Source organism: Bacteroides sp. 51 (assembly GCF_010500965.1).
Lineage (GTDB): Bacteria > Bacteroidota > Bacteroidia > Bacteroidales > Bacteroidaceae > Bacteroides.
Genome location: NZ_QVMI01000036.1, coordinates 32,070 through 54,931 on the forward strand (window position 1 = coordinate 32,070; position 22,862 = coordinate 54,931).

Consider the following 22,862-nt stretch of genomic DNA (forward strand, 5'->3'; position numbering starts at 1 on the left):
ATTATTTACTTTTAGAACCTCGCTGCGCCACGTTGGCGCTGCGTAGGCGGATTTTGGTAAGCATGGCTTTGGTGTTCAGTGTAAAGTCATTGCCTAGTATCCAGCCGTAGTAGCCCGGATCTTTTTCCAGTACTTCTTCTACGGGCATACCTTTATATTTCCCAAAGTTGAATACCTCTACGTCATTTTCATCGTATACCATCCGTCCGGCAAAGTCTACATTACGGTTAAAGCTGGAAAACTCTGCCAGATAGGCCATATCGTTCTGCAAGTCCGGATAGCGATCCAGTTGCGACTTCAACACCTCATAGGTGGCACGGGTATCTGCTTCTGCCGTATGGGCATCTTCGAGCGTTTTATCGCAATAGAATTTATAAGCAGCAGACAGTGTACGCTGCTCCATCTTATGGAAGATCACCTGAACATCCACAAACTTACGGCGCGACATATCAATATCTACTCCGGCACGCAGGAATTCCTCGGCCAATACGGGGATATCGAAGCGATTGGAATTAAATCCGGCCAGGTCACAGCCTTCAATGTCACGGGCTACCGACTTTGCTACTTCTTTAAACGTGGGGCTATTGGCTATATCCTCATCATATATCCCGTGTATCGCTGATGATTCGGCCGGGATAGGCATTTCCGGATTTATACGCATTGTTTTGGATTCTTCATTACCGTTAGGCAATATCTTCAGGTAACTGATCTCCACAATACGGTCGGAATTTATATTTGTACCCGTCGTTTCAAGATCAAAGAAAACAATAGGATTCTTCAGGTTTAATTTTGCCATTTGTATTTAGATTTACCATATACAATTTACCATTTACGATTTACTATTCACCATTGTAAGCATGCAAAACCACTAAATATTTGGTTTATGCCACCCGCATGGTAAATCGTAAATCGTAAATGGTAAATTGTAAATGAATTTAGTCATTCAACATCATCGGCATCAGCAGCATCAGGATATCTTCGTTTTCTTCCTGTTCAACAGGAACGATAACCCCTGCGCGTGATGGGTCGGCCAACTCGATCACCACTTCCGAAGCCGACATATTATTCAGGATATCAATCAGGAAGGTTGATTTAAAACCAATGCTCATTGCATTTCCTGAGTACTGACAAACCTGTGTTTCTTCTGCTGATGTGGAGAAGTCGATGTCTTGTGCCGAAATCACGATCATATTTTCCTGCATGCGTAGCTTGATCAAGCTGCTCGATTGTGAAGAGAAAATAGATACACGACGCAAAGCGCCTACAAGCATCTGACGGTCTACCGTTACCTTATGCGGGTTGTTTTGTGGAATTACCGAGTTGTAGTTCGGGTAACGTCCTTCAATCAAACGGCATACCATGCGGTATCTTTCCATGGTGAATACGGCATTACGCTCATCGAATTCAATCACCACATTGCCTTGTTCTTTGCCCAACAGGTTCTTCATCAGGTTGGCCGGCTTCTTGGGCAGGATAAATGCAGCACGCTCATTGCCACGGGCCACCAGGGTTTTATATCTCACCAACTTATGACCATCCGATGCTACCATCGTAATGTCGTCGGTAGTAATATCAAAGTAAATACCGTTCATTACGGGGCGTAATTCATCGTCGGCTGTAGCGAAGATGGCACGGTTGATGCCGCTTAGCAGAATATCTGCTCCCATTTCGACACGTACAGCATTATCGCCCAATGCGGCCGATTGAGGAAATTCATCTGCATTCTGCCCCATCAGGCTGTATTTACCGTTTTGGTACTGTACCGTGATTTCTAATGTATCATTGATATCGAACGTGATCGGTTGTTCCGGAATCTCTTTTAACGCATCGAGCAGTGTTTTGGCCACTACTGCGAATCTTCCGTTCTTATCGCTTTCGTTCACTTCAACCGAAGTAACCATTGTGGTTTCAGTATCAGATACGGTGATTGACAATGTGCCATCCTGAAGGTCAAACAAGAAACAATCCAGAATTGGCAGCGTGTTTTTTGAGTTTATCACCCGGCTAACAGCCTGTAGATGACTAAATAATGCGGTACTGGAAACGATAAATTTCATATTTTATTTTTTAAGTTTTTAAGTTTATAGTTTCTGAGTTTATAAAGCTACTAACTCCTAACTTCCGAATCGGACAAAGTTACAAAAAAAATATCTGTACTTGCAATACGTTATAAGAAATTCCAATCTTTATTCGGTCAATCAAACAAAAAGCACTACCTTCGCAGTCCCGAAGGCAGCGAGTGGCTGCACCTAGGTTTCGATGCCGTAAGACAACCAGGCTTATTAATTAGAACTTAAAATATAATTTAAAAAATGGAATTTAGCGGAAAGATTATCGCCATTCTCACTCCCAAAAGTGGAGTAGCAAAAGCCACCGGAAACGAGTGGAAAGCACAAGAGTATGTAATTGAAAACCATGACCAATACCCTAAGAAAATGTGTTTTGAGGTATTTGGAGCCGACAAAATAGATCAATTTGCCATCCAGATGGGCGAAGAGCTGAATGTATCTTTCGACATTGATGCCCGTCAATGGCAAGACAGATGGTTCAACAGTATCCGCGCATGGAAGGTAGAGCGCGTTGCTGCTGGTGCTCCGATGGGTGCCGGATCGCCGGTTCCTCCTCCTACCGCTGCTCCTGAGTTTATTCCGGGAGATGCTAAGGATGATTTGCCTTTCTAAATAAGGCGCATTTATAAGATATTATCAGGGGTTCAGAAAGTTTAACATTGGGTTGACTTTTTGAACTCCTGTTTTTTTATACATAAAAGCCAGATAAAACTCCCCTTCCACCTCGCTTGGCTTCCGGGGAGTCTACGAAACAACTTATAAGGGTGCATGATATCACATCACGAACACCTTCCTAACACAATCACTCATTCTTTATTCAGCTTCAAGTAAATCTTAAACCTGCGTAGAATAAGTTTTCAATTCACACAAAACAACTATTTTTATTGCACAAAATTACTTAGCCGGTTATAAGCAGCTCATTGGCTGGTTACAACCGGCTCATTAGCTGGTTGCAAGCAGCTAATGAGCCGGTTGCAAGCGGCTAACTTAAAATTGACATATTTTTGAATTAAAATAGCCCATATTTAAAGTTAATCTCTGTAGGGTTTTATTCTTTTTTGTAGGGTTTTGAGTATTTGGGGTTGGTTTTACGTTATTTCAACCATCCACCCCCTGCCCCCGCCAGCGGGGGATAGGCTGCGCTACACAGTGTCTCCGCAAGGTATCCCCCGCTGGCGGGGGCAGGGGGTGGATTTGGCGTAGTATAGAATTAATTCATTTCCAATCCGTTTTTCTTATAAAAACCTATCGCACAATCACTATTCGAAAGCCATAGCCCGAATCGCATTTATCGGGCACATCTTTATTACATCCAGTGAAACAATCATTCACGGTAGAGCCATTAAGAGTTCCACTACGAAGAATACACTTTCCACCGGAAGAATCCAGACACCATTCCCAAATGTTACTATGTATATCACACAAACGACAAGCATATTCCCACTGAGCTTCAGTGGGCAGACTCCCTCCCTGCCAAAGGGCGAAAGCATTCGCTCCAAACCAGGTGACGGAAGTGACCGGATAATCATCTTTACCTTCGGACACCTGCCAGCGGGGAAAGGCTTGACCATCACTCGTAGGCCCAGAGGTGTAAGTTAATACCGGATGGGGAGCAGCCAGCAACCGATTACCCCCCAATACACCGTCAGCAGCCACCCGAGTCGCATTCAGGTAAGCAGCATATTGAGCATTGGTAATCGGATAGCGGCTGACCATAAAGTCAGTTAGCGTGACTTGGTAAATCGTTTCATCCGCCTGGCAAGAACTCCCCATCAGGAAAGTTCCACCAGGAACATCAATCATTTCGACAACAGCACCCTCGAAGCTGCAATCCTCCCAATCGTTGATTTGTATGCCTCCAAACTCCACACCATCACCATGCAAGGTAAAGGTATAGGTGTACTCCTTCCCGGAACGGAAAGCAGTACCGTCGGGAATGGGCCATTGGTACACATAGGGCGCGACATCGGGATTGGTCGCAGGCAACGTAAGACCAACACCACGCCCCCGGAAGCGGCCGGAAGGTTGTGGAAGGATAAGCGCTTCGTACAACGCACCATCAGTAATGGGTTGCAGCGCGATAAGGCCAATCTCCTCACCGCCCGACGGAGTCAGGTAATTGAACGTCTGATCGGCAAGCGAGAAACCCGAAGCAAGAGGCATACCAAGCAGATCAACGCGCGTACCGGCCAGATCGAGGAAAGGTAACCCAGCGGACTTGCGAAGAGCCACCCGGAATTTGCTCAACTGATGGGAGAACAAAAGCGAAACTGTTTTATCAGATTTATTACCACTACCCGTACTGTAAAGCAGGTCGATGGTAGAGAAGTCCGACTGATCATCCACACGAACAGGGTAAATGTAATTATTCAATAGCCCTGCCCCTGTACCGGTATCCCGGTAGGGGTAGTAGGCTATGAAATCGACAACAGAAGCGTCGACCGGGTAATACATTACCTGGTCGGCGGCTGCCGGAATCAGATTGACCACCTCTCCGGAAGAGGTTGTGAGGTAGCGGAGATTATTAGCATTGTCGAGAATGTGATCGGGATGTAATATATTCCCCTTTTTTATCATAAAAACACCAACAGCATCACCCATATTCCATATCGTACCATTTGCCCGGGTGGAAACAGTGCCAATTCGCAAGGATAAATCTACGGGCACGCGATCGATTGCCAGGGTACTTGTAGAAATCCCGGAGCACGAAGCGAGCAGCAGGGTTGCTACAGCTGGCAGAGCCAGCTGTAGCAATTTATTGCGGGTATGGGTTGAAGGTTGAGGCATGAGGTTAATTAGTCAATAGGGAAAACAGGGCGGAAACCATGAACAGGATGACATATCTCAGGTACATTAGCGCCACGCATAGCTATTCTACACTGTCCAACGTTATATCCGAATGCTCCTCCTCGAAGTACGTGTGTAGTTGTACTACCCAAATTATCATTTTTCACCGGATCCGTTTCAGCAGAACTAGTATAACCAAAAAACCAGTCGTAACACCATTCCCAAACATTTCCTGAGATATCATATAGTCCCCAGGCATTTGGCATTTTCAATCCAACAGGTTTAGTACCAGTGGGATATCCATCACCCGTTTCGGGAGTGTTATTTACACCATACCAAGCGTAATCATTCAATGTTTTTTGATCAAAACTAATCCAACAATAAGGAGTAGTACCGCGAAAATACTCTCCTCCACGACAAGCATATTCCCATTCAGCTTCAGTCGGCAAACGACCACCAACCCAATCGCAGAAAGCAAAAGCGCCATACCATGAAACTTGACAAATAGGATGATTTTCATAACCACTAACAGGAGACCACTTACCATTATCATATGCAACAGTTGTGGCACTTGCTGTAAGCAAAGGAACATCCGTATAATCATAAGTCTGGTTGAAACGATCTACACCCGTCAAAGTTGCTTTAACATCAGTAGCACTAGAAGTAAACTTATCTAGGTTAGCATTTAAGAACACACAATACTGAGCATTAGTTATTTCATATTTGCTCATATAAAAGTCTTTACTGATTGTAACCTCATGCATAGGTCCTTCACGTGTTCCAGACCTCAGTGGGTCTGCATCCGGCGTAAATGTCCTACCTTCAAAAGTTATCTCAGTTTGTCCATCCGGGCTGCCCATCCAGTACTTTCCTGCAGGGATCTTCACTGTAGGAATACTCAATGTTTCACTTACATCCCCCCAAGGTGTAATCGTTACGCCGGAAGATACTAGCTTATCGCCATCAACCTCGAAAGTTGCAGTGTATTCATTACCGCCCGTAAATTCCAGGTTATCGGGAAGAGTCCAATGATAATTCTTTGTAGCTGTATAGAAATTCAGCTTACGATTGGCCATACCGGCATGAGGGATAAAAACGAAATCGAAACAGGTTAAGATAGTAGTAGTACCATCGCCGTTATCAAGAGCCTCCTGACGATTGCCCGTCAAATCAATATTACCGGAAACCCGATTGGAGAAGGAGCCATCAATCAGGCTAAAGTCAGCCGTTACAGGTAAGTCGGTAACCTTAGCAATCATACTCGAAAGGTCGAGCGTGCTTTGTTTAGGTTTTAGTTTAACCACCAGTTTGGATAATTGATGTTTGAAAGTCATATGTCCATTGGCGGAGTTTATACTACCGGTATTGATACCGGTCCCCATAGCTTTGGTGCTATACAGAAATGAATATAAAGCATCTGCATTTTGCTTCTTTATATTCAATGGATAAGTATAACCGGTAATATCCGAACGGTAAGGGAAATAGGATATAAAATTAACTGTATTACCGTTTTCGGGATAGTACATAGCATCTGCCTGGGCAGCAGGAATCAATTTAAAACCACTACTACCTGTACCCGGAGCCACTTTATAGCGCATATTATCATATGGCTTATTATTGGAATCTTTTATGATATCAGCAGGAATAACGCCGTTATCACTGACCATGTAGATGCCAACCATATCATTCATTTCCCACTGATTACCCACCACACGAGTAAGTGCGCGGGAATCAGTTTTGTCTGGGCCAATCTGAGCAGACAACTCCACAAGCACAGAAGTGTTGGGATGGCCTGCTACAAGCTCACTTTCAGTACAAGAGGTCGGCAGGATAGCTGCCAACAGGAAAATGAGGGCGATTGAAGTGTTTTGATATATATTTTTCATGTTTATTGTTTATCAGTTTTATTTATTACTACTATAGGCAAAAAGTATATATTCATACCCTCTTCCGATTTGAGTTAAAGAGGAAAGATAGGACGGATACCTATGCCAACATGAATAGAAGCAGGTACATTTTTATCACGGCCTGCAGAGCGGAGCGCCACAGACCCATTACCATGTCGACCTCCACGAAGTGAACGACTGATAGTAACATCCGGATTATCCAGATTTACCGGATCTGTTACCGGGGCACTTCCATAATAGTTTGGATTATACAAATCAACACACCACTCCCAAACATTACCAATTATATCATATAGTCCCCATGGATTAGGTATCTTTTGCCCAATAGTTTTAGGCCCATTTGGAGCATTTACTTGATACCAACCATAATCTTCCAAATTAGTATCACTATCACCAAAATAGTAGATAGTAGTAGTACCTGCTCTACAAGCATATTCCCATTGAGCCTCAGTTGGCAAGCTACCCTTTACAAAATCACAGAAAGCTACAGCACCATACCATGACACATGGGTAATCGGATGTTCATCACGCCCTGGAGCAGGAGTCCACTTCTTACCATCCCAATGAAGCCCCCAATCAGCAGTTGTACCATTGGTAGAACGAACCCACTCATTACCATCAACATCATAAAAACTGAATAAAGTAGCATCAACTTTACATTCTATACCTTCAACACCCAAAATATTCAAAAACTCACAATATTGAGCGTTGGTAATCTCATACTTGCTCATCTTAAATCCTTTTGTCAACGTTACCTGATGAACGGGGCTTGCAATTGGTATATCAGCCTGCCCCATCATAAACGTTCCAGGCTGTATATCCACCGTTTCAATATCCAGAATATCAGCAATGCCACTACCCCAGCTACCGGTACTACCCAAATCAATCTCCGTCCAGGCTTCAATTATCACATCACCATCCTGTTCCAAACCAGAATCTGTAATCGTGAAGCGATAAGTGTAACGCTTGCCCGATTCAAAAGCAAAACCATTCGGAATAGACCAACGGTAATCCTTGCCTAAACCCGAGAAAGTAATCATACGGTTCGGATAAGCACCCGCAGCCTGAGGAATGACAATCACTTCGTATAAATTGCCATTATCATCGGCACGCGAAGAAGTAATATCCGCCACAGTACCCACACCAGAAAAGGTAGTACCATCCGCCAGATTGAAAGAAGCAACAGTAGGCATACCACTTAACACCGCCTGTTTGTTAACATAGGCAGTAGCATTCACTCCCTTAGCACGCTCAACCTGAATAGTGATATTAGCCAACTTATGACTAAACACCATACTGATGGCATTACTCTTCACATTCGTACGGCTGGTGGTTGTATAAAGTAAATCGTGAGAAGCAGATCCGGACATCTGGTTGGCCAGAGAAATCGGGAAATTAACACCACCCGACAGATTGGCAGTGGCCTGCCAGGGGTAATAAGCTATAAAATCAAAAGGAACACCCGGCTGAAGATAGATTGTTTCAGCTTCGGTTTTGGGTTTAAGATTATCCTTGGCATCTTCTATGGGCTGTGTAATTTCAGTAATATAATATTGCTTATTCACAGCCAGTACATCACTACCGACAGTCAACGATCCACCGGATTTCAACATAAAGATACCAATCTCATCATTCAACTCCCAACTCGTGCCACTGGCACGGGTGGCAGGAGCAGCAATACCGGCATTAAAGGCCGCAACAATAGGGTCTCCATCAATTGGAGGTACACCATCAGGTTCGCTCGAACACGACCCAAGAAATAAGCAGCAAGCCAATAAGGCAAAGACTGCGATTAACTTCCATTGTTTTGTTTGCAATTTCATCTTTCTCAATTTTAAGTTTGCGGCAAGGGCCGCGACCATTTTCATCAGTATTGATTCTCTAATTGTTTGTTCATAATTAGTTTCGTCAATCTTCAACCAAGGTAACGGTATCCTACCGCAGATCAATATCATCGCCTCCATCAGGGTCCCAGGGAAGGATGCTGACGGAGAAGTCAGCCTCATCGGCTTCAATTGTTAATTCAAGAGAGAGGGTCAGGGGAATCGTTCCACCCGACTGTTTGATTATATCGGAAAGCTGACCGGTCAGATCGGCCTGAACATTGGCTTGGCGACCATCGTTCAGGGTAAGGACCAAATCAAGCAGGTTTTCATAAACACGACCATAATCCGGATCGCACAGACCAAAAACATCAAGGTAAGCCACCCAACGAGCGTCTTCGGCAGTAGCACGAAAACGAACCTGGCTACCGGCGATATCGGATAAATCTGCTATCACAGGCTCAAAACCAAACAAGCGGACAGAAGGGTAAACACCACACAAAACGCCGTCAATACCAACAACATGCCCCCGAAGTGATTCGGACAATTCCATACGGATGCGAACACGGCGGAGCAATAATTCAGGGACGGGTTCGAAGCTGAGTTCATCGCCGGAAGAGAGGATAAAGGCACCTAGATTAAAAGCATAAACCTTACCGGGTTGAGCAAGAAGCACTGAAATACGGGAGGCTTCGAAAGCGAGATCGGCAGTAACCCAGGCGGTAGTCTCGCGATCCATGCCGGAAAAAGAGACATATTCAGCATCGGGGTTAACAGCAATGACACGGTAAATGCCCGCAGGAAGGTCACCTTCGAAATTACCATTACCATCGCAGGGATAGACTAAAGGAGCGCTGTACTCGCTCATGTCATAAAAATAGTAGCGCATGGAAGGCAGAGTATAGGTGCTTTGGTCTGGATAGATGGAGAGGTGCCCCGAACCGCTGGCAGGACAATAAACGACAGAGCCTTCGGTGCAGGAAATCAACATAAAACAGAATAAGAGCCTTATCCCGGTCCATGTATTTTGATATGTATGTATATAAAGTGCCATATATTTGCTTAAAACCGATATACCAGATTCAATATTAAGTCCGTAACCACTACCTTATCGTAAGGTTCATAACGCTCAAAACAGTTGTGACCATCATGCAGTTTGTAAACCATGGAACGGCTATGAACATATCCAGAACGGCAACCCGCCTCAAGCCCCCAGCCGCGGTACAGCCGGAAATGAATACCACTGGAAAGACCGGCGTCCCAGTATTTACCCGTATAATTGGACGAAGCATTGGCATCATCTTCCAAACGCCGAACATCATAATCGCCAAAACGACCATAAACGCCCAAATACAGACTCACTGCACTGAAAGAAGGAAAACGCCAGTTATAACGAGGCTCAATGTAATAACCAGAAACTCCCTGATACTCACGACCTCCGTTATAAGAGCGATTACCATAGCGAAAACCCGCTTCTACAGACCAACAGTGGGACAGGAAATATTCTACGGAAAGATTATAGGTCCAAGTAGTACGGTCGGCATCGGGGGTAATTCCCGCCCAATACAACAGATTGCTCTTAATTGCAAAACGAGGGTAAACCCATATACCCTCAGTGGCAGAACGCTTATTAATACGGTTTACCGAAACAAGTCCCAGGTCATTACGCAAAGAAGAAGTAGTAAAGGTGACCACCGTACTATCGGAAGATATCCGATCTACCTCCAGAACACGGGCAGCCTCCCAAACACGGGAAGAATCGGGAACAAGAGCATCCGAACGTTTACCCAATACATTGTAAATCATAGGGTCTTGAGAAGATATGAGATTCTTTGGTTGTGTCGGATCGGAGGCGTACTCCACGGTTATCTCTACACGGCGAAGCAGGGGGAAAAACCGCTGTTCTATTTGTTTATAAAATACCCCGCCATTCAAGCGATAAAGAAGACGCTTACGATCCGACGGGTTAGAATGACGATGAATAATAGCAAGAGCCTCTGTCTTTGCGGAAAGGGTAGAACGACTCAACATGGTTGAAAAGTTGGTCCAGTCCTCTCCTACCCAGGCCAAATCTACAGGATAACGATAAAGAGCAGGATAAACACGATATAAATAATCATGGAAACCTTCTACACGTTCGCGAGACAAAGTTATATTGTGTTCAGAATCGCCTTCAATCGAACAATAACCCGTCAAACGAATGCGACGGATAGAAATAGAATCTGTTTGCAACACATCTCGGATAAATTGATCCAGTCGCTCCAACTCCAAAACATTATTGCCTAAATCCGGATGGACAACAGAACTATTGGAGGGATAGGTAAAGTAGCAACTCATACGCAAATCGGAAGGATTATCACGATTTGCCCCCCTTGCTGTTGATGTGAATATAAAAGCAAGAGTAATCACAAGAAGAAGATGCAAGAATAAGCCTCTTATTCGAAATAAAAGGGAATAGCTACTATTTTCGATTAGCTGTGTCATGTTTTTTTATAAACTTTTGTTAGCACACTAAAAGCCTGAACTACAAGTTGTTATTTGTCGTATCGCTGTCCGACTCCTAGGAGGAGACGGACATAAAGTCAATGTAAACATAGGAAATTTCCTTTAAATACACAATACTTCTCTCATCTAACAGGCTTTTGTTGTTTGGTATATAAGGGGAATAAAACCGAACAGAAAAATAAGCCTCGTTTATATGTATATAGTAATTATATTGATATTAATATATACAATCTCTCCAAATGACGCTTTGTATATTTAACATTTTATTAGAAAGTTTAACCCGCGATCATTTCCTGCTGGTACTTTAAATAAGCTGCATTTGCAATTTAACAACATGTGGCTAGATTGAATTATGCTTCTGATATTTCTTTTTTGTAAAACAAGGAATGAAGGAAAAAAGCAGACTGCAATGGGAACTGCATTATCTACTTCAATAGTGAACAGATATTACAGCATTATATTATCCCGAAAATCTTCCCTTCTACGATTGCTTTCGAGTAAAAAAAGTCTCCTTTTTAATTTGAATTCAGATAAACTATCCTTTATCCATCGAATTTAGACCTGCGTTTTACTTTATGTCCGTCTCCTCCTAGGAGTCGGACATTTTTATTATTCAATGTCCGCATTTTAAATAGCGAGTTCAACACTTTCTTATTAGCATAAGCCAACATCTTCGTATCGAAAGAAGCAAGATAAACTCGTGTAACTTCTTCCGTACGATGACCCAGAGCTTCACCTATCAACGTAGTTGGTACTCCGATATGGTAAGCAGCTGTAGCCCAGGAGTGGCGGGAGACATACGACGTTATGTTTTCGGAAAGCCCCAGCACCTCAGATAATTTCTTCAAACGCCGGTTATATGTACGCAATACGCTACTATACTGTATCTTCAACTTGCTATCGGCACAAGAAAGAATAGATAATAAATAAGGAGACGATTTATCTTTATTCCGATAACGATTGAGCAGATCGCGGGCCGGTGCCAATATAGGAACAGCAATAAGACCACCCGTCTTACGCCGATGATAGATAATCATATTCCCTTTCAGATCAGCTTTACGAAGATGAGCCAGATCGACAAAAGACATACCCTGCAAATGAAAAGACAACATAAATAAATCGCGGCTGAGTTTTAATAATGGATAGGCGGACAGATCGGCACTATGTAAAGCCAGAATCGTTTTAGGAGAGATAGCTCTTTTTTGCGTCGGCTCACTACCGGTATAAACATGATCGAAAAGATCAGAATCTGTATGTATCAAACCACGCTTCACAGCTTTATTACGAACTGAACGCAGTACACGCATATAAGAAGAGACTGTATTATAACAACATCCCTTATATAATAGGTAGTGTTGGTAACGATATAGGAATTCCTTTGAAAAGACCTCCTTTAGATTAATTGATGTGTTTTTGGCAAATGAGGATACACTACGGCAAGTAGAGATGTAAGATAAGCGCGTACCCATACGCCCTTGCTGCGATAGCTCTCGTGATAGCACCTCCATAAAAGCGACAAAGTTCATAGTTTGTTCTGTTTTTAATTAATTAATAGGTGAAAAATACCAAAATTAAAAACAAATACGACATTTAAAACCGAGAACAAGTAACTCTTCCGAAGTAGAAGAATAGAAAGGAAATACAGAACAAAATTTCTAAAAGGTAATTCAATTCTCAACAGGTTGCACACCTTTATAAGTCAGAATGAGATTAGGGTAGACGATATTGTCTATACAGGTAAACTGTGTAGTAAGCGTAAAATGGCGAAAGAATTTGCCATAGCGGAAAAACAGATTGGGAATAAAGCGTACGTAACCCTCTGGCTGATCAAGGATTTCTTCCATGTCGCCCATCATCACGAAGTTGTAAGACTGCGACAAAGAAGCAACCATATCTTCATAAGCCGGTGTACCTTCAAGAACGGAATTCTCTTTCTCCAGAACTTCAACATAAGCATGAAGGGCAGCTGCATCCGAAGATATCAATAGCTGCTTTTTGTGGATACAAGCATAAGTCTGCAAAGAAGAATCAGTAATTCCGGTCAACTGGGCAAAAAGTGTATTGCGTGGCAAAGTATAGAGGGAAATCACTCCCTCATGCCGGGGAGTTAAATTACAAAGATTAGCCAAGGCCTGTTTAGCTTTCGATACATTATTCAGGAGGGTGCTCCATACTATATATGAAGATTGAGCCAGAGAGTCTCCGGCTTGAAACATGCAGGTTATTGCAGCATCGCCTACACATTCTTTCATAAATTCATACACAGCTTTATCACCATCCATTATGGCGTCAGAATAAGTAGCCTGGGTATATGAATGTACAGAGGTGAAATTCAATACGCTATCCAGATTGGAAACAGAACCTTTAGTAAAGAAGAAGGTAGATGCCGGCAATATATCACCCGGAAATTCCTCAACCGGCTTCATCGTACGCAAGGTATTCATAAAGGTGTTACAAGAATCGGCATCATAGTTAATACCCGACAAATAAATAGCATCACCATTCAGGTTTACGTTAAACTCCGTCCACCCTCCAATACTGGACTGGTAGCGAAGTGCATCGCTTTCTTTCCCCATATCGACAGTATGCATATCGACATAGATTGTTGCAGGAGTTACCATACGGCGTGCTTCCCGGATTTTAGAAAAATTCTTATCAGCCAGAATAGATTGTTTATTCAGACGGGCATCAATTACTTGTTCAATCAGTTTTTTCTGATAACTGACCACTAGAAATTCGGTGGTCACATAACAAGCCAGGAAAGTGTCATCGGGCATGGGATAGATACGAATCTCTTCGCCTTTATAATCAAAGAATCGGGAGGGAAAAGAACTGGCAAAGTATTTATGGATAAATTGCTCTATAAATTCATAATCACCAGCACCCAAACGGCAATAAAAGAGTTGGTCACGGTCACCGTTGGGTTCATGAAAGCTAATAAGCATTTTATTCATCTGCTTGCTTAATCCATGTGGAGTATGTTCCAACAGGGTGTTAATATGGTCTTTCAGATATACAAAAAAACGGGAGAAATAAAGGAAACGTTGATCTTTACTACAATTGAGTTCATTGATACTTTGCATCAGACTAACCATATTGTCCGTATCCACAATAACCTTACTATCGGCAGGAACAAGTGTGTAAAGGTCAAAATCTTCGGCACGCTCCGTAACACTCATCCGGAAATAGAGAGAGAAAGCAAACCCCAGACAAAGCAAGATGACAGAGGTTGCAGTAGCTATTTTGAGTGTTGTGCGAAGCTTCATTATCCTGGTTGATAAACAATCAAAAGCAAAAATAACAAATTTCGCAAATAAAATGAAATTTATTATAAAAAGTTTTAAGACCGGTAAAGAAATTCAATCTACTTTCCACGCATTGGCACAAAGCAACTGAACACAAGCTTATTTTCATCAAAAGACTCACTAAAAGGATTGTTCCCCGAAATATACAAGCCTTTCTCTCCAATAAATACCATTTTAGGCATGGTAGTTATATACTACTCTACACTAATTAGATAAATAACTTGTAAGCATTCGACTTATTGCCACACAACTGGAAACCCTAAAAAAACGACCAAAACAGGTATCTAAAAGAACGAAACTCTGTATAACGATCTCTTGTCAAAACGACTCGAGCAAAGGGAGAAAAAAGGTCTAGGGCATACCACTGTGATGCCTGGGGGATCACAGTGGTATGCCTTAGGCATCACAATTATACCAAGCAAGCAAAATAAAACCTGGAGAGTGACATGAGAAGATATAAAGAAAAAGAAGAAGATGAAATCAACCCAAGGATGGTCAGAAAATTATCCCCCGGACCTTTGATAAAAAACATCGGACGATTTATAGTAAAGGGTAGGATGATTTATAGTCGATGGTCCGACCCTTTTTGCCATAAGTTAAGTAGCGGAGTGGAATTACTTAGAACAAATAATCTCCAATCCGTCGTAAGCCAGATGTACATGAGGAGGCAAACGCTTGGCTATATCGGCGTGCAATCCCATTTGATGGCTCATATGAATGAAGTACGTTTCCCGGGCATCAATACGACGAGCGGTTTCTAAAGCCTCGGCAAGATTCTGATGGGTAATGTGTTGATCCAAACGCAGGGCATTCAAAATTAACACTTCTATACCTTTTAACTGTTCATAAGATTCTTCCGGCATGGTCAGCATATCTGTAATATATGCCAGCTTACCTATACGATAGCCCAGAATGGGAAGTTTGCCATGCATTACACGCAAGGGTATGATTTCCGTATTGTTGATATAAAACGGATAACCAGCTTCAATATCATGCAGAAGGATATTAGGTACGCCGGGGTATTTATTCTCTGCAAAACAGTAAGGTAAACGGGTGCGGAGACGCTCGGCAGTATAGGTTTCGGCAAAAACGGGAATCTCGCCAAAACGACAGAACGGACGCAAATCATCCAACCCACCAACATGATCATAGTGTTCATGGCTGATAAGTACACCATCTATTCTCTCAAAAGAGGTACTCAACATTTGCTGCCTGAAATCAGGACCGCAATCGATGAGTATCGTGGTATCATCCGTATAGACGAGTGCCGAGGTTCTTAATCGGTTGTCGCGAGGATCTATAGAGGTACAAACCGGACAAGTGCATCCGATTTCGGGTACACCGGTAGACGTTCCACTTCCTAATATCTTAATCTTCATCAGTTTATAGTTTTAACTTCGGGGTGGATGTCAATCCCAAACTTTTCTCTGACAGATAAACGGACAGCATCGGACAATGCGATAATATCGCGTCCTGTGGCGCCTCCTTTATTGACCAACACCAATGCCTGCTTATCGTGTACAGCAGCAGGACCTAATGACCTTCCTTTCCATCCGCTTTGCTCGATCAGCCAAGCAGCAGGGATTTTCATACGACCTTCTCCCATTACATAGAAAGGCATAGAAGGATAATCACGCTGTATCTCTTCAAACTTCGATTCAGAAACCACAGGATTCATAAAGAAGCTACCAGCGTTTCCCAGGACTGCCGGATCGGGAAGTTTACTTTCCCGGATACGGATGATAATCTCGCGCACAGTTTCAAGCGTAACAGCAGGATATTTCTCCAACTCCTTACGTATCGTACCATAATCAAGCGTATAAGATTCTTGTTTACTCAGCCGGAAGCAGACATGGGTTACTATGACTTTCTTACCGGATGGTTCTTTGAAGATACTATACCGATAAGCAAACTTACAATCTGCATTGGAGTAGATACGCTCCTCGCCTTCCGGATTGATGGTATGTACTTCCGTAATCAGGTCTTTGGCCTCAACACCATAAGCACCGACATTTTGCACGGCACTGGCACCTACTTCACCGGGAATGATAGAAAGATTTTCCGCACCATATAGATTATGTTTCACGCAATAGTCCACGAAATCATCCCACACCACACCGGAACCGACTTTCAGCCAAACAGCATCGGGGGTTTCATCCACCACCTCAATGGTTTTTATACAAGAATGTAACACTGTACCTTCGTAATTGTTCAGGAAAAGCAGGTTGCTCCCACCGCCAATATGCAAAAAAGGTTCTGAAAGATAAGAGCCGGAAATCAGTTCTTTAAGTTCATCGATGGTATCGTACTCAATGAAACGCGAGGTAGTGACATCTATCCCAAATGTATTGTAATGCAAAAGTGAGAAATCTTTCTTTTCAGTAATCATAATTGTTTAGTTGAAAGTTGAAAATTGAAAATTGAAAGTTACAATGCCGCATGGCTAATTTTCAACTTTCAACTTTCAACTTATTTAATTACTCGTATCTTCAAATTTATATAGTTCCCATTTACCGTTCGCCTTCTGCCTGAAGAATAGCGTATTCAGAAAACCATTGCCTATACCTTTAAACTGCATGATTTTATAGGGCGATTCGTTCAGAACCTCTTGCCCGTAAATGATATTAGATAGTTTATCATCGGGCAATATGGGCTTGAAAGCAAACCATTGTTCGGTATCCAGAGTAGTTTCGATGATACTGAAATCATCGTCAGGGTCGGTTGTGATAAATTCCAGAGGCTCACGGATATGTTTAAGCTGATATAAGCTATCTGCTACAAAACGAACAAAGAAATCGACAAATTCGGCGCGCTTCTTTTTCACGATGGGACGCCGGTTGATGGCTTCAAGCATCCAACGACCATCAACGCGCTCAAAATAGTATTTCTTCACCATACGATCCTTCATAAAGATCCACTCAATCTGAACGGAGGTCTGAGAATCATCGTGCGGATGGTCAAGTTCTTCTTCACCATCCAGCAATAGTGTATAATAACTCTGTTTTACGAACAAAGCATCGTGCACCCAATCATCCTTTTCAATTTTCAAAGGAGTATCTTCTTCATAATAAGGCAACGGGAAAACAATGCGACTACGCTGGAAAGCTGTATCGCCGGCAAAAACGTAAATAAAATCATCGAAAGATTCATCGCCAGTAGTGGGTAAAGAAGGCTCTTCCGGATCTATCAAAAAGATTGTATCTTCCACAAAATCAATAGAATCTACCGTATCTTCTATAACGACAGCAGGCTCAACCATTCTCTTCTTGTTTTCGCACGAAAAAAGAAAGAGAAATACGACAGCAGAGATACATATCCTTCTTAACATCACGGCAAAGGTAAGCAATTTTTTTTCTCTAATATAGCAATAACTTGTTGTTTATTCCAAGAAAAATAATGTCCTTTGCAGCAGCAAGGTCCCGAGGCGGGACTGCCAGATTTCCATGCGGACGGCGGCAAGGTGCCGCTCCCAGGTTTCCATGCGGCAGTAAACTTAAAGACTCAAAAACTTAAATACTTAAAAACTTAAATCATGTACGGGAAAATGAAGAAGTATCTGAGCGATACGATTGCTGAGATTAAAGAAGCAGGACTTTATAAGGAAGAACGATTGACCGAAAGCCCCCAGAAAGCATCAATCAAAGTGAATGGCAAAGAAGTACTGAACTTTTGTGCCAATAACTACCTGGGGCTTTCCAACCACCCGAATCTGATATCTGCATCACAGAAAATGATGGATGAACGAGGATATGGTATGTCGTCCGTACGTTTCATTTGTGGTACACAAGATATACATAAAACGCTGGAAGCAGCTATCTCGGGTTACTTTAAAACAGAAGACACCATTCTGTACGCTGCTTGTTTTGACGCGAACGGCGGAGTATTCGAACCGCTCTTTACCGAAGAGGACGCAATCATCTCCGATTCGCTGAACCATGCATCTATTATCGACGGGGTACGCCTGTGCAAAGCGAAAAGATATCGTTATGCGAATGCAAATATGGAAGAACTGGAAAAATGTCTGCAAGAGGCTCAGGCGCAACGCTTCCGAATCGTCGTAACAGATGGTGTATTCTCAATGGATGGCAATGTGGCTCCAATGGATAAGATATGCGATCTGGCAGAAAAATATGACGCACTGGTAATGGTAGACGAATCGCACTCGGCGGGTGTGGTTGGCGCTACCGGACACGGAGTGAGTGAATTATATAATACATATGACAGAGTAGATATTTATACCGGTACACTGGGTAAAGCATTTGGCGGTGCACTCGGCGGATTTACTACCGGACGCAAAGAAATCATTGATTTACTTCGCCAACGGAGCCGCCCATACCTGTTCTCCAACTCGCTGGCTCCCGGAATTATCGGCGCAAGCATTGAGGTATTCCGCATGTTGAAAGAAAGCAATACGCTACACGACAAATTGGTAGAGAACGTGAACTACTTCCGTGATAAGATGCTGGCAGCAGGTTTTGATATTAAACCTACACAAAGTGCCATCTGTGCGGTGATGCTGTATGATGCGAAACTATCACAGGTATTTGCTGCTAAGATGCAGGAAGAAGGCATCTATGTTACAGGATTCTACTATCCGGTAGTACCTAAAGATCAGGCGCGTATTCGCGTACAACTATCCGCCGGACATGAGAGGGAGCATCTGGACCAATGTATTGCCGCCTTTATTAAAGTTGGCAAGGAATTAAACGTACTAAAATGATAAATATATGGAACTAGACCTCACTACCCCTGCCCTACTATTTTCGGCCATATCGCTGATTATGCTGGCATACACCAACCGGTTTCTATCGTATGCACAACTGGTGCGTACATTGAAAGACAAGTATATGGAAGATCCCTCGGATATTACCGCAGCACAGATTGTAAATCTGCGCAAACGTTTATATCTGACCCGGACCATGCAGGTACTAGGGATCAGCAGCTTATTTCTATGCGTAGTGAGTATGTTCCTGGTTTATATCGGACTTAATTTGCTGTCGGTCTATGTTTTCGGAGTAGCGCTAGTGTTACTGATTGCATCGCTGGGAGTATCCATACAGGAAACATATATATCTACCCATTCATTGGAGATTTATCTGGGAACAATGGAAGATATACTGAAAGATAGCAAGAAGAAGAAGTAAAAGCGGCATATTGTGCCATAATACAAAAAGGCCTCGAACAGTATAATAAATACTTCCGAGGCCTTCTTTATTTTATATGAACTATCGTTCTCCTAACTGATTATCAATCAGGTAAATTCCACCTGTTGTGCCGGCAATCTTAATCTTCTTAATAATACTACGGGCTGTAGCTTCTTCTTCCACCTGTTCGCTAACGAACCAGCTTAGAAAATCTTCGGTTGCTTTATCTTTCTCTTCAACGGCCAGTTCAACAAGTTCGTCGATCATTTTAGAAACGCGCTTCTCGTGATCAAAAGTATGTTCGAATACTTCCAGCGGACTTCCCCAGCCGGTTGGAACAACATCCAGTTTATCAAGTAATACGGTACCTTCACGTACGATAAGATAATCGGCCAATTTGCAGGCATGTTCCATCTCTTCGCCATATTGCTTCTTCATCCAATGAGCAAATCCTTCAAAACCTTCTTTTGCAAAGTAGTAGGACATTGAAAGATAAAGATTAGCTGACCACATCTCAGCATTGATCTGTTTGTTAAACGCATCTTGAAGTTTCTTTGAAATCATAGTAGTATGTATTTTAGTTTATTAAAGCCTTTACTAAGATAACAAGCATTCTCTAAATTTGTTCAACGTTAACGGTTTTTTCCTTAAAATTAAGGAATAAGATCAAACCAACTCGTCGGATGTATATGCCTTAGGAATCTCACGACAATTATAGCCCGAAGCCATAATTTCTCCATAAGCACCGGCGGAGCGAAGTGCAATCAGATCACCACGATACACCTTGTTCAAGTCGATAGCCTTACCAAACACATCGGATGATTCGCAGATAGGACCTACAACATCGTAGGCTTCCATCGGCTCTTCGGAAGTGATGTTTTCTATTTTATGGTAAGCCTGATACAACGCCGGACGAATCAAGTCTGTCATACCGGCATCAAGTATTGCGAATTGTTTATTAGTTCCTTGTTTTACATATAATACTTTGCTAATCAGACTTCCACACTGACCGGTAATAGCACGCCCAAGTTCAAAGTGCAATGTTTGTTGCGGACGCAGTTTAAGATGCTGTGCATATGTAGCAAAGTAAGCAGCAAAATCAGGAATCGGCTGACGGTTAGGGTGTGCGTAGTCAATGCCCAAGCCACCACCTACGTTGATATGTTCCACAATAATCTGACGGGCATATAGCTTTTCCTGTAGTTCGTTGACACGGTTACACAGCGCCACAAAGTCGCCCATATCCAGTATCTGAGAACCGATATGGAAATGAATACCTACAAACTTCACGTTTTGCATGGTAAGAGCCACATCAATCACATTGTCCATATCTTCCAGACTGATACCAAATTTGTTTTCGGCCAGACCGGTAGTGATGTTTTTGTGGGTATGGGCACCTACATTAGGATTGATACGGAAAGCTACATTAGCAATTTTACCTTTTGCTGCTGCCAATTCGTTGATCACTTCGAGTTCAGGAATGGACTCTACGTTGAAACAGAAAATATTGTGATCCAATCCCAGATTAATTTCCCAATCGGATTTACCTACACCTGCAAATACGATCTTATTGGAAGGCACGCCTGCTTTAATTGCTGCGCGGATTTCACCACCGCTCACACAGTCGGCTCCGAGTCCGCCTTCGCGAATGATGCTCAGTACTTTGTGGTTAGCATTGGCTTTTACGGCATAGTGCACAACAAACTTTTCATATTTAGCAACCTCACGGTTTACGGCTGCCAGCGTGTCGCGCAATACTTGGGTATCATAATAATAAAAGGGTGTTTCTAATTCACGGAATTTATTGATTGGAAATGTACCTTTCATACCAGGTTCTTCTTTGTTTAGTTAGTAAAAAAGAACTATCTCAGAACTCCTCCCCCTACCCCCTCCAAAGGGGGATACCTTGCGGAAACGCTATACAGCGCAGCCTATCCCCCTTTGGAGGGGGCCAGGGGGAGGAGTTTTGAGATAGCTCCATTTATTAAAATTTGAGTTATTCGTTAAACAGTATGTCGCTTAAAGATTGAAGCGCCGCTTTTTTATCACATTCCCGGATAAGGAAGGATATGTTGTAGTTACTACCACCGAACGAGATCATACGTACCGGTATGTCTTTCATTGCATCCAATGCTTTGGCTTCGAAACCAACGTTTTCCCATTCCAGGTCGCCTACCACACAAACAATACACATGTTCGAATCTATGGTTACGGTACCATACTTCTTCAAATCGTCAAGGATTTCATTCAGATGGCGGGTGTTATCAATAGAAACAGATACACCAACCTCGGAAGTACAAATCATGTCGATAGATGTCTGGTAGCTTTCGAAGATTTCGAATACCTTGCGAAGGAATCCGTGAGCCAGCAACATGCGGCTTGATTTGATTTTAATAGCCGTAATGTTTTCTTTAGCTGCTACAGCTTTGATCTTACCCTTCTCCGTATCGTTGGATATCAATGTTCCAGGAGCGGTAGGGTCCATAGTATTCAACAAACGAACCGGAATATTTGCATACTTAGCCGGTTGGATACAAGTGGGGTGAAGGATCTTGGCACCGAAGTAAGCCAACTCTGCCGCTTCTTCAAAGTGAAGCTGACGAACAGGAGCCGTCTTGTCGACAATACGCGGATCGTTATTGTGCATACCATCAATGTCCGTCCAGATTTGGATTTCGGATGCGTTTACAGCAGCACCAATCAAAGAAGCAGTATAATCGCTACCGCCACGTTGCAGATTGTCGATCTCACCGTAAGCATTGCGGCAGATGAATCCTTGTGTAATATAGATTTCGGCATCCGGATGAAGTTCCAGTTGCACGTGTATTTTCTCCTTTATATATATAGGATCGGGTTCGGCGTTCTTATCGGTACGCATAAATTCCAATGCAGGAAGCAATACAGATTTTACGCCGCATTCCTGCAGGTAGTAGTTTACCATAGCAGTAGAGATTAACTCACCCTGAGCCAATACTACTTTTTCTTCAAATAGAGTAAATAGGTCTTTGGTAAACGTACGGATATAATCGAAATGAGATTTTACGACTTCAAGTCCTTTCTGTTTATATTCAGCGGTAGCATAAAGCTCATCAACGTGCTGTTTATATTTAGCCTCCAGCTTATTGATGATTTCATTCGCACCATCCGGATTCTTTTTGTACAGATAATCCGAAATTTCTACCAAGGCGTTGGTTGTGCCGGACATAGCCGAAAGAACAACTATCTTTCTTTCGCCATCGGTAATCAATTTGGCCACTTCTTTCATTCTTTGCGCAGAACCAACAGAAGTTCCTCCAAACTTTAATACTTTCATTTTCGATAC

18 protein-coding genes are annotated in these 22,862 nt (G+C 42.8%); 3 read left to right on the forward strand and 15 right to left on the reverse strand.

Features of this window, described 5'->3' with window-relative positions; all coding sequences use genetic code 11:
- Nucleotide 1: 1 nt before the first annotated feature.
- Both D0T87_RS20225 and dnaN read right to left on the reverse strand, forming a co-directional pair.
- Nucleotides 2–796, reverse strand: coding sequence for a 3'-5' exonuclease (locus tag D0T87_RS20225; protein ID WP_163177493.1), 795 nt, complete (start codon nt 794–796; stop codon nt 2–4).
- A 139-nt stretch (nt 797–935) separates the two neighbouring features.
- On the reverse strand, nt 936–2,057 hold the full coding sequence (dnaN, locus tag D0T87_RS20230) for a DNA polymerase III subunit beta (RefSeq protein WP_163177495.1): 1,122 nt from the start codon (nt 2,055–2,057) through the stop codon (nt 936–938).
- Nucleotides 2,058–2,312: 255 nt separating this feature from the next.
- On the opposite strand from dnaN, the gene D0T87_RS20235 reads away from it, so the two are divergent.
- A complete protein-coding gene (locus tag D0T87_RS20235; protein WP_163177497.1) occupies nt 2,313–2,681 on the forward strand; it encodes a DUF3127 domain-containing protein in 369 nt (122 codons plus the stop codon).
- 633 nt (nt 2,682–3,314) lie between these two features.
- Here the strand turns inward: D0T87_RS20235 and D0T87_RS20240 are convergent.
- The 10 genes from D0T87_RS20240 to D0T87_RS20285 form a co-directional block, all read right to left on the reverse strand.
- On the reverse strand, nt 3,315–4,856 hold the full coding sequence (locus tag D0T87_RS20240) for a fimbrillin family protein (protein WP_163177499.1): 1,542 nt from the start codon (nt 4,854–4,856) through the stop codon (nt 3,315–3,317).
- Nucleotides 4,857–4,864: 8 nt separating this feature from the next.
- Nucleotides 4,865–6,742: an SUMF1/EgtB/PvdO family nonheme iron enzyme gene (locus D0T87_RS20245; protein WP_163177501.1), complete on the reverse strand. Its 1,878-nt coding sequence runs from the start codon at nt 6,740–6,742 to the stop codon at nt 4,865–4,867.
- A gap of 74 nt (nt 6,743–6,816) precedes the next feature.
- Nucleotides 6,817–8,586 carry an SUMF1/EgtB/PvdO family nonheme iron enzyme gene (locus tag D0T87_RS20250; protein ID WP_163177503.1) on the reverse strand — a complete coding sequence of 590 codons (1,770 nt, stop codon included), beginning with the start codon at nt 8,584–8,586 and terminating at the stop codon, nt 6,817–6,819.
- A 112-nt stretch (nt 8,587–8,698) separates the two neighbouring features.
- Nucleotides 8,699–9,640, reverse strand: a complete 942-nt coding sequence (locus tag D0T87_RS20255) for a DUF5119 domain-containing protein (protein WP_163177505.1) — start codon at nt 9,638–9,640, stop codon at nt 8,699–8,701.
- 8 nt (nt 9,641–9,648) lie between these two features.
- Nucleotides 9,649–11,070, reverse strand: a complete 1,422-nt coding sequence (locus D0T87_RS20260; protein WP_163177507.1) for a DUF3575 domain-containing protein — start codon at nt 11,068–11,070, stop codon at nt 9,649–9,651.
- A 563-nt stretch (nt 11,071–11,633) separates the two neighbouring features.
- Complete coding sequence (locus D0T87_RS20265; RefSeq protein WP_163177509.1) at nt 11,634–12,617, reverse strand: site-specific integrase; 984 nt, start codon at nt 12,615–12,617, stop codon at nt 11,634–11,636.
- 141 nt (nt 12,618–12,758) lie between these two features.
- Nucleotides 12,759–14,357, reverse strand: a complete 1,599-nt coding sequence (locus tag D0T87_RS20270) for a DUF3352 domain-containing protein (protein WP_163177511.1) — start codon at nt 14,355–14,357, stop codon at nt 12,759–12,761.
- A gap of 653 nt (nt 14,358–15,010) precedes the next feature.
- Nucleotides 15,011–15,775 carry an MBL fold metallo-hydrolase gene (locus tag D0T87_RS20275; protein ID WP_163177513.1) on the reverse strand — a complete coding sequence of 255 codons (765 nt, stop codon included), beginning with the start codon at nt 15,773–15,775 and terminating at the stop codon, nt 15,011–15,013.
- Complete coding sequence (murB, locus tag D0T87_RS20280) at nt 15,775–16,785, reverse strand: UDP-N-acetylmuramate dehydrogenase (RefSeq protein ID WP_163177515.1); 1,011 nt, start codon at nt 16,783–16,785, stop codon at nt 15,775–15,777. Before murB ends, D0T87_RS20275 begins: the two co-directional genes overlap by 1 nt.
- An 84-nt stretch (nt 16,786–16,869) precedes the next feature.
- Nucleotides 16,870–17,724 carry a DUF4348 domain-containing protein gene (locus D0T87_RS20285; RefSeq protein ID WP_163177517.1) on the reverse strand — a complete coding sequence of 285 codons (855 nt, stop codon included), beginning with the start codon at nt 17,722–17,724 and terminating at the stop codon, nt 16,870–16,872.
- A gap of 204 nt (nt 17,725–17,928) precedes the next feature.
- Here D0T87_RS20285 and kbl point away from each other — a divergent pair, with 204 nt between their 5' ends.
- On the forward strand, nt 17,929–19,116 hold the full coding sequence (kbl, locus tag D0T87_RS20290) for a glycine C-acetyltransferase (protein ID WP_163177519.1): 1,188 nt from the start codon (nt 17,929–17,931) through the stop codon (nt 19,114–19,116).
- A gap of 7 nt (nt 19,117–19,123) precedes the next feature.
- Complete coding sequence (locus D0T87_RS20295) at nt 19,124–19,540, forward strand: DUF2721 domain-containing protein (RefSeq protein ID WP_163177521.1); 417 nt, start codon at nt 19,124–19,126, stop codon at nt 19,538–19,540.
- Nucleotides 19,541–19,621: 81 nt separating this feature from the next.
- Here D0T87_RS20295 and D0T87_RS20300 read toward each other — a convergent pair whose 3' ends face one another.
- The 3 genes from D0T87_RS20300 to D0T87_RS20310 all read right to left on the reverse strand — a co-directional run bounded on the left by D0T87_RS20300 (nt 19,622) and on the right by D0T87_RS20310 (nt 22,853).
- Entirely contained in the window at nt 19,622–20,104 is a 483-nt protein-coding gene (locus D0T87_RS20300) for a ferritin (RefSeq protein ID WP_163177523.1), read from the reverse strand.
- A 102-nt stretch (nt 20,105–20,206) separates the two neighbouring features.
- A complete protein-coding gene (lysA, locus tag D0T87_RS20305; RefSeq protein ID WP_163177525.1) occupies nt 20,207–21,367 on the reverse strand; it encodes a diaminopimelate decarboxylase in 1,161 nt (386 codons plus the stop codon).
- Between the two features lie 169 nt (nt 21,368–21,536).
- On the reverse strand, nt 21,537–22,853 hold the full coding sequence (locus tag D0T87_RS20310) for an aspartate kinase (protein WP_163177527.1): 1,317 nt from the start codon (nt 22,851–22,853) through the stop codon (nt 21,537–21,539).
- Nucleotides 22,854–22,862 lie beyond the last annotated feature (9 nt).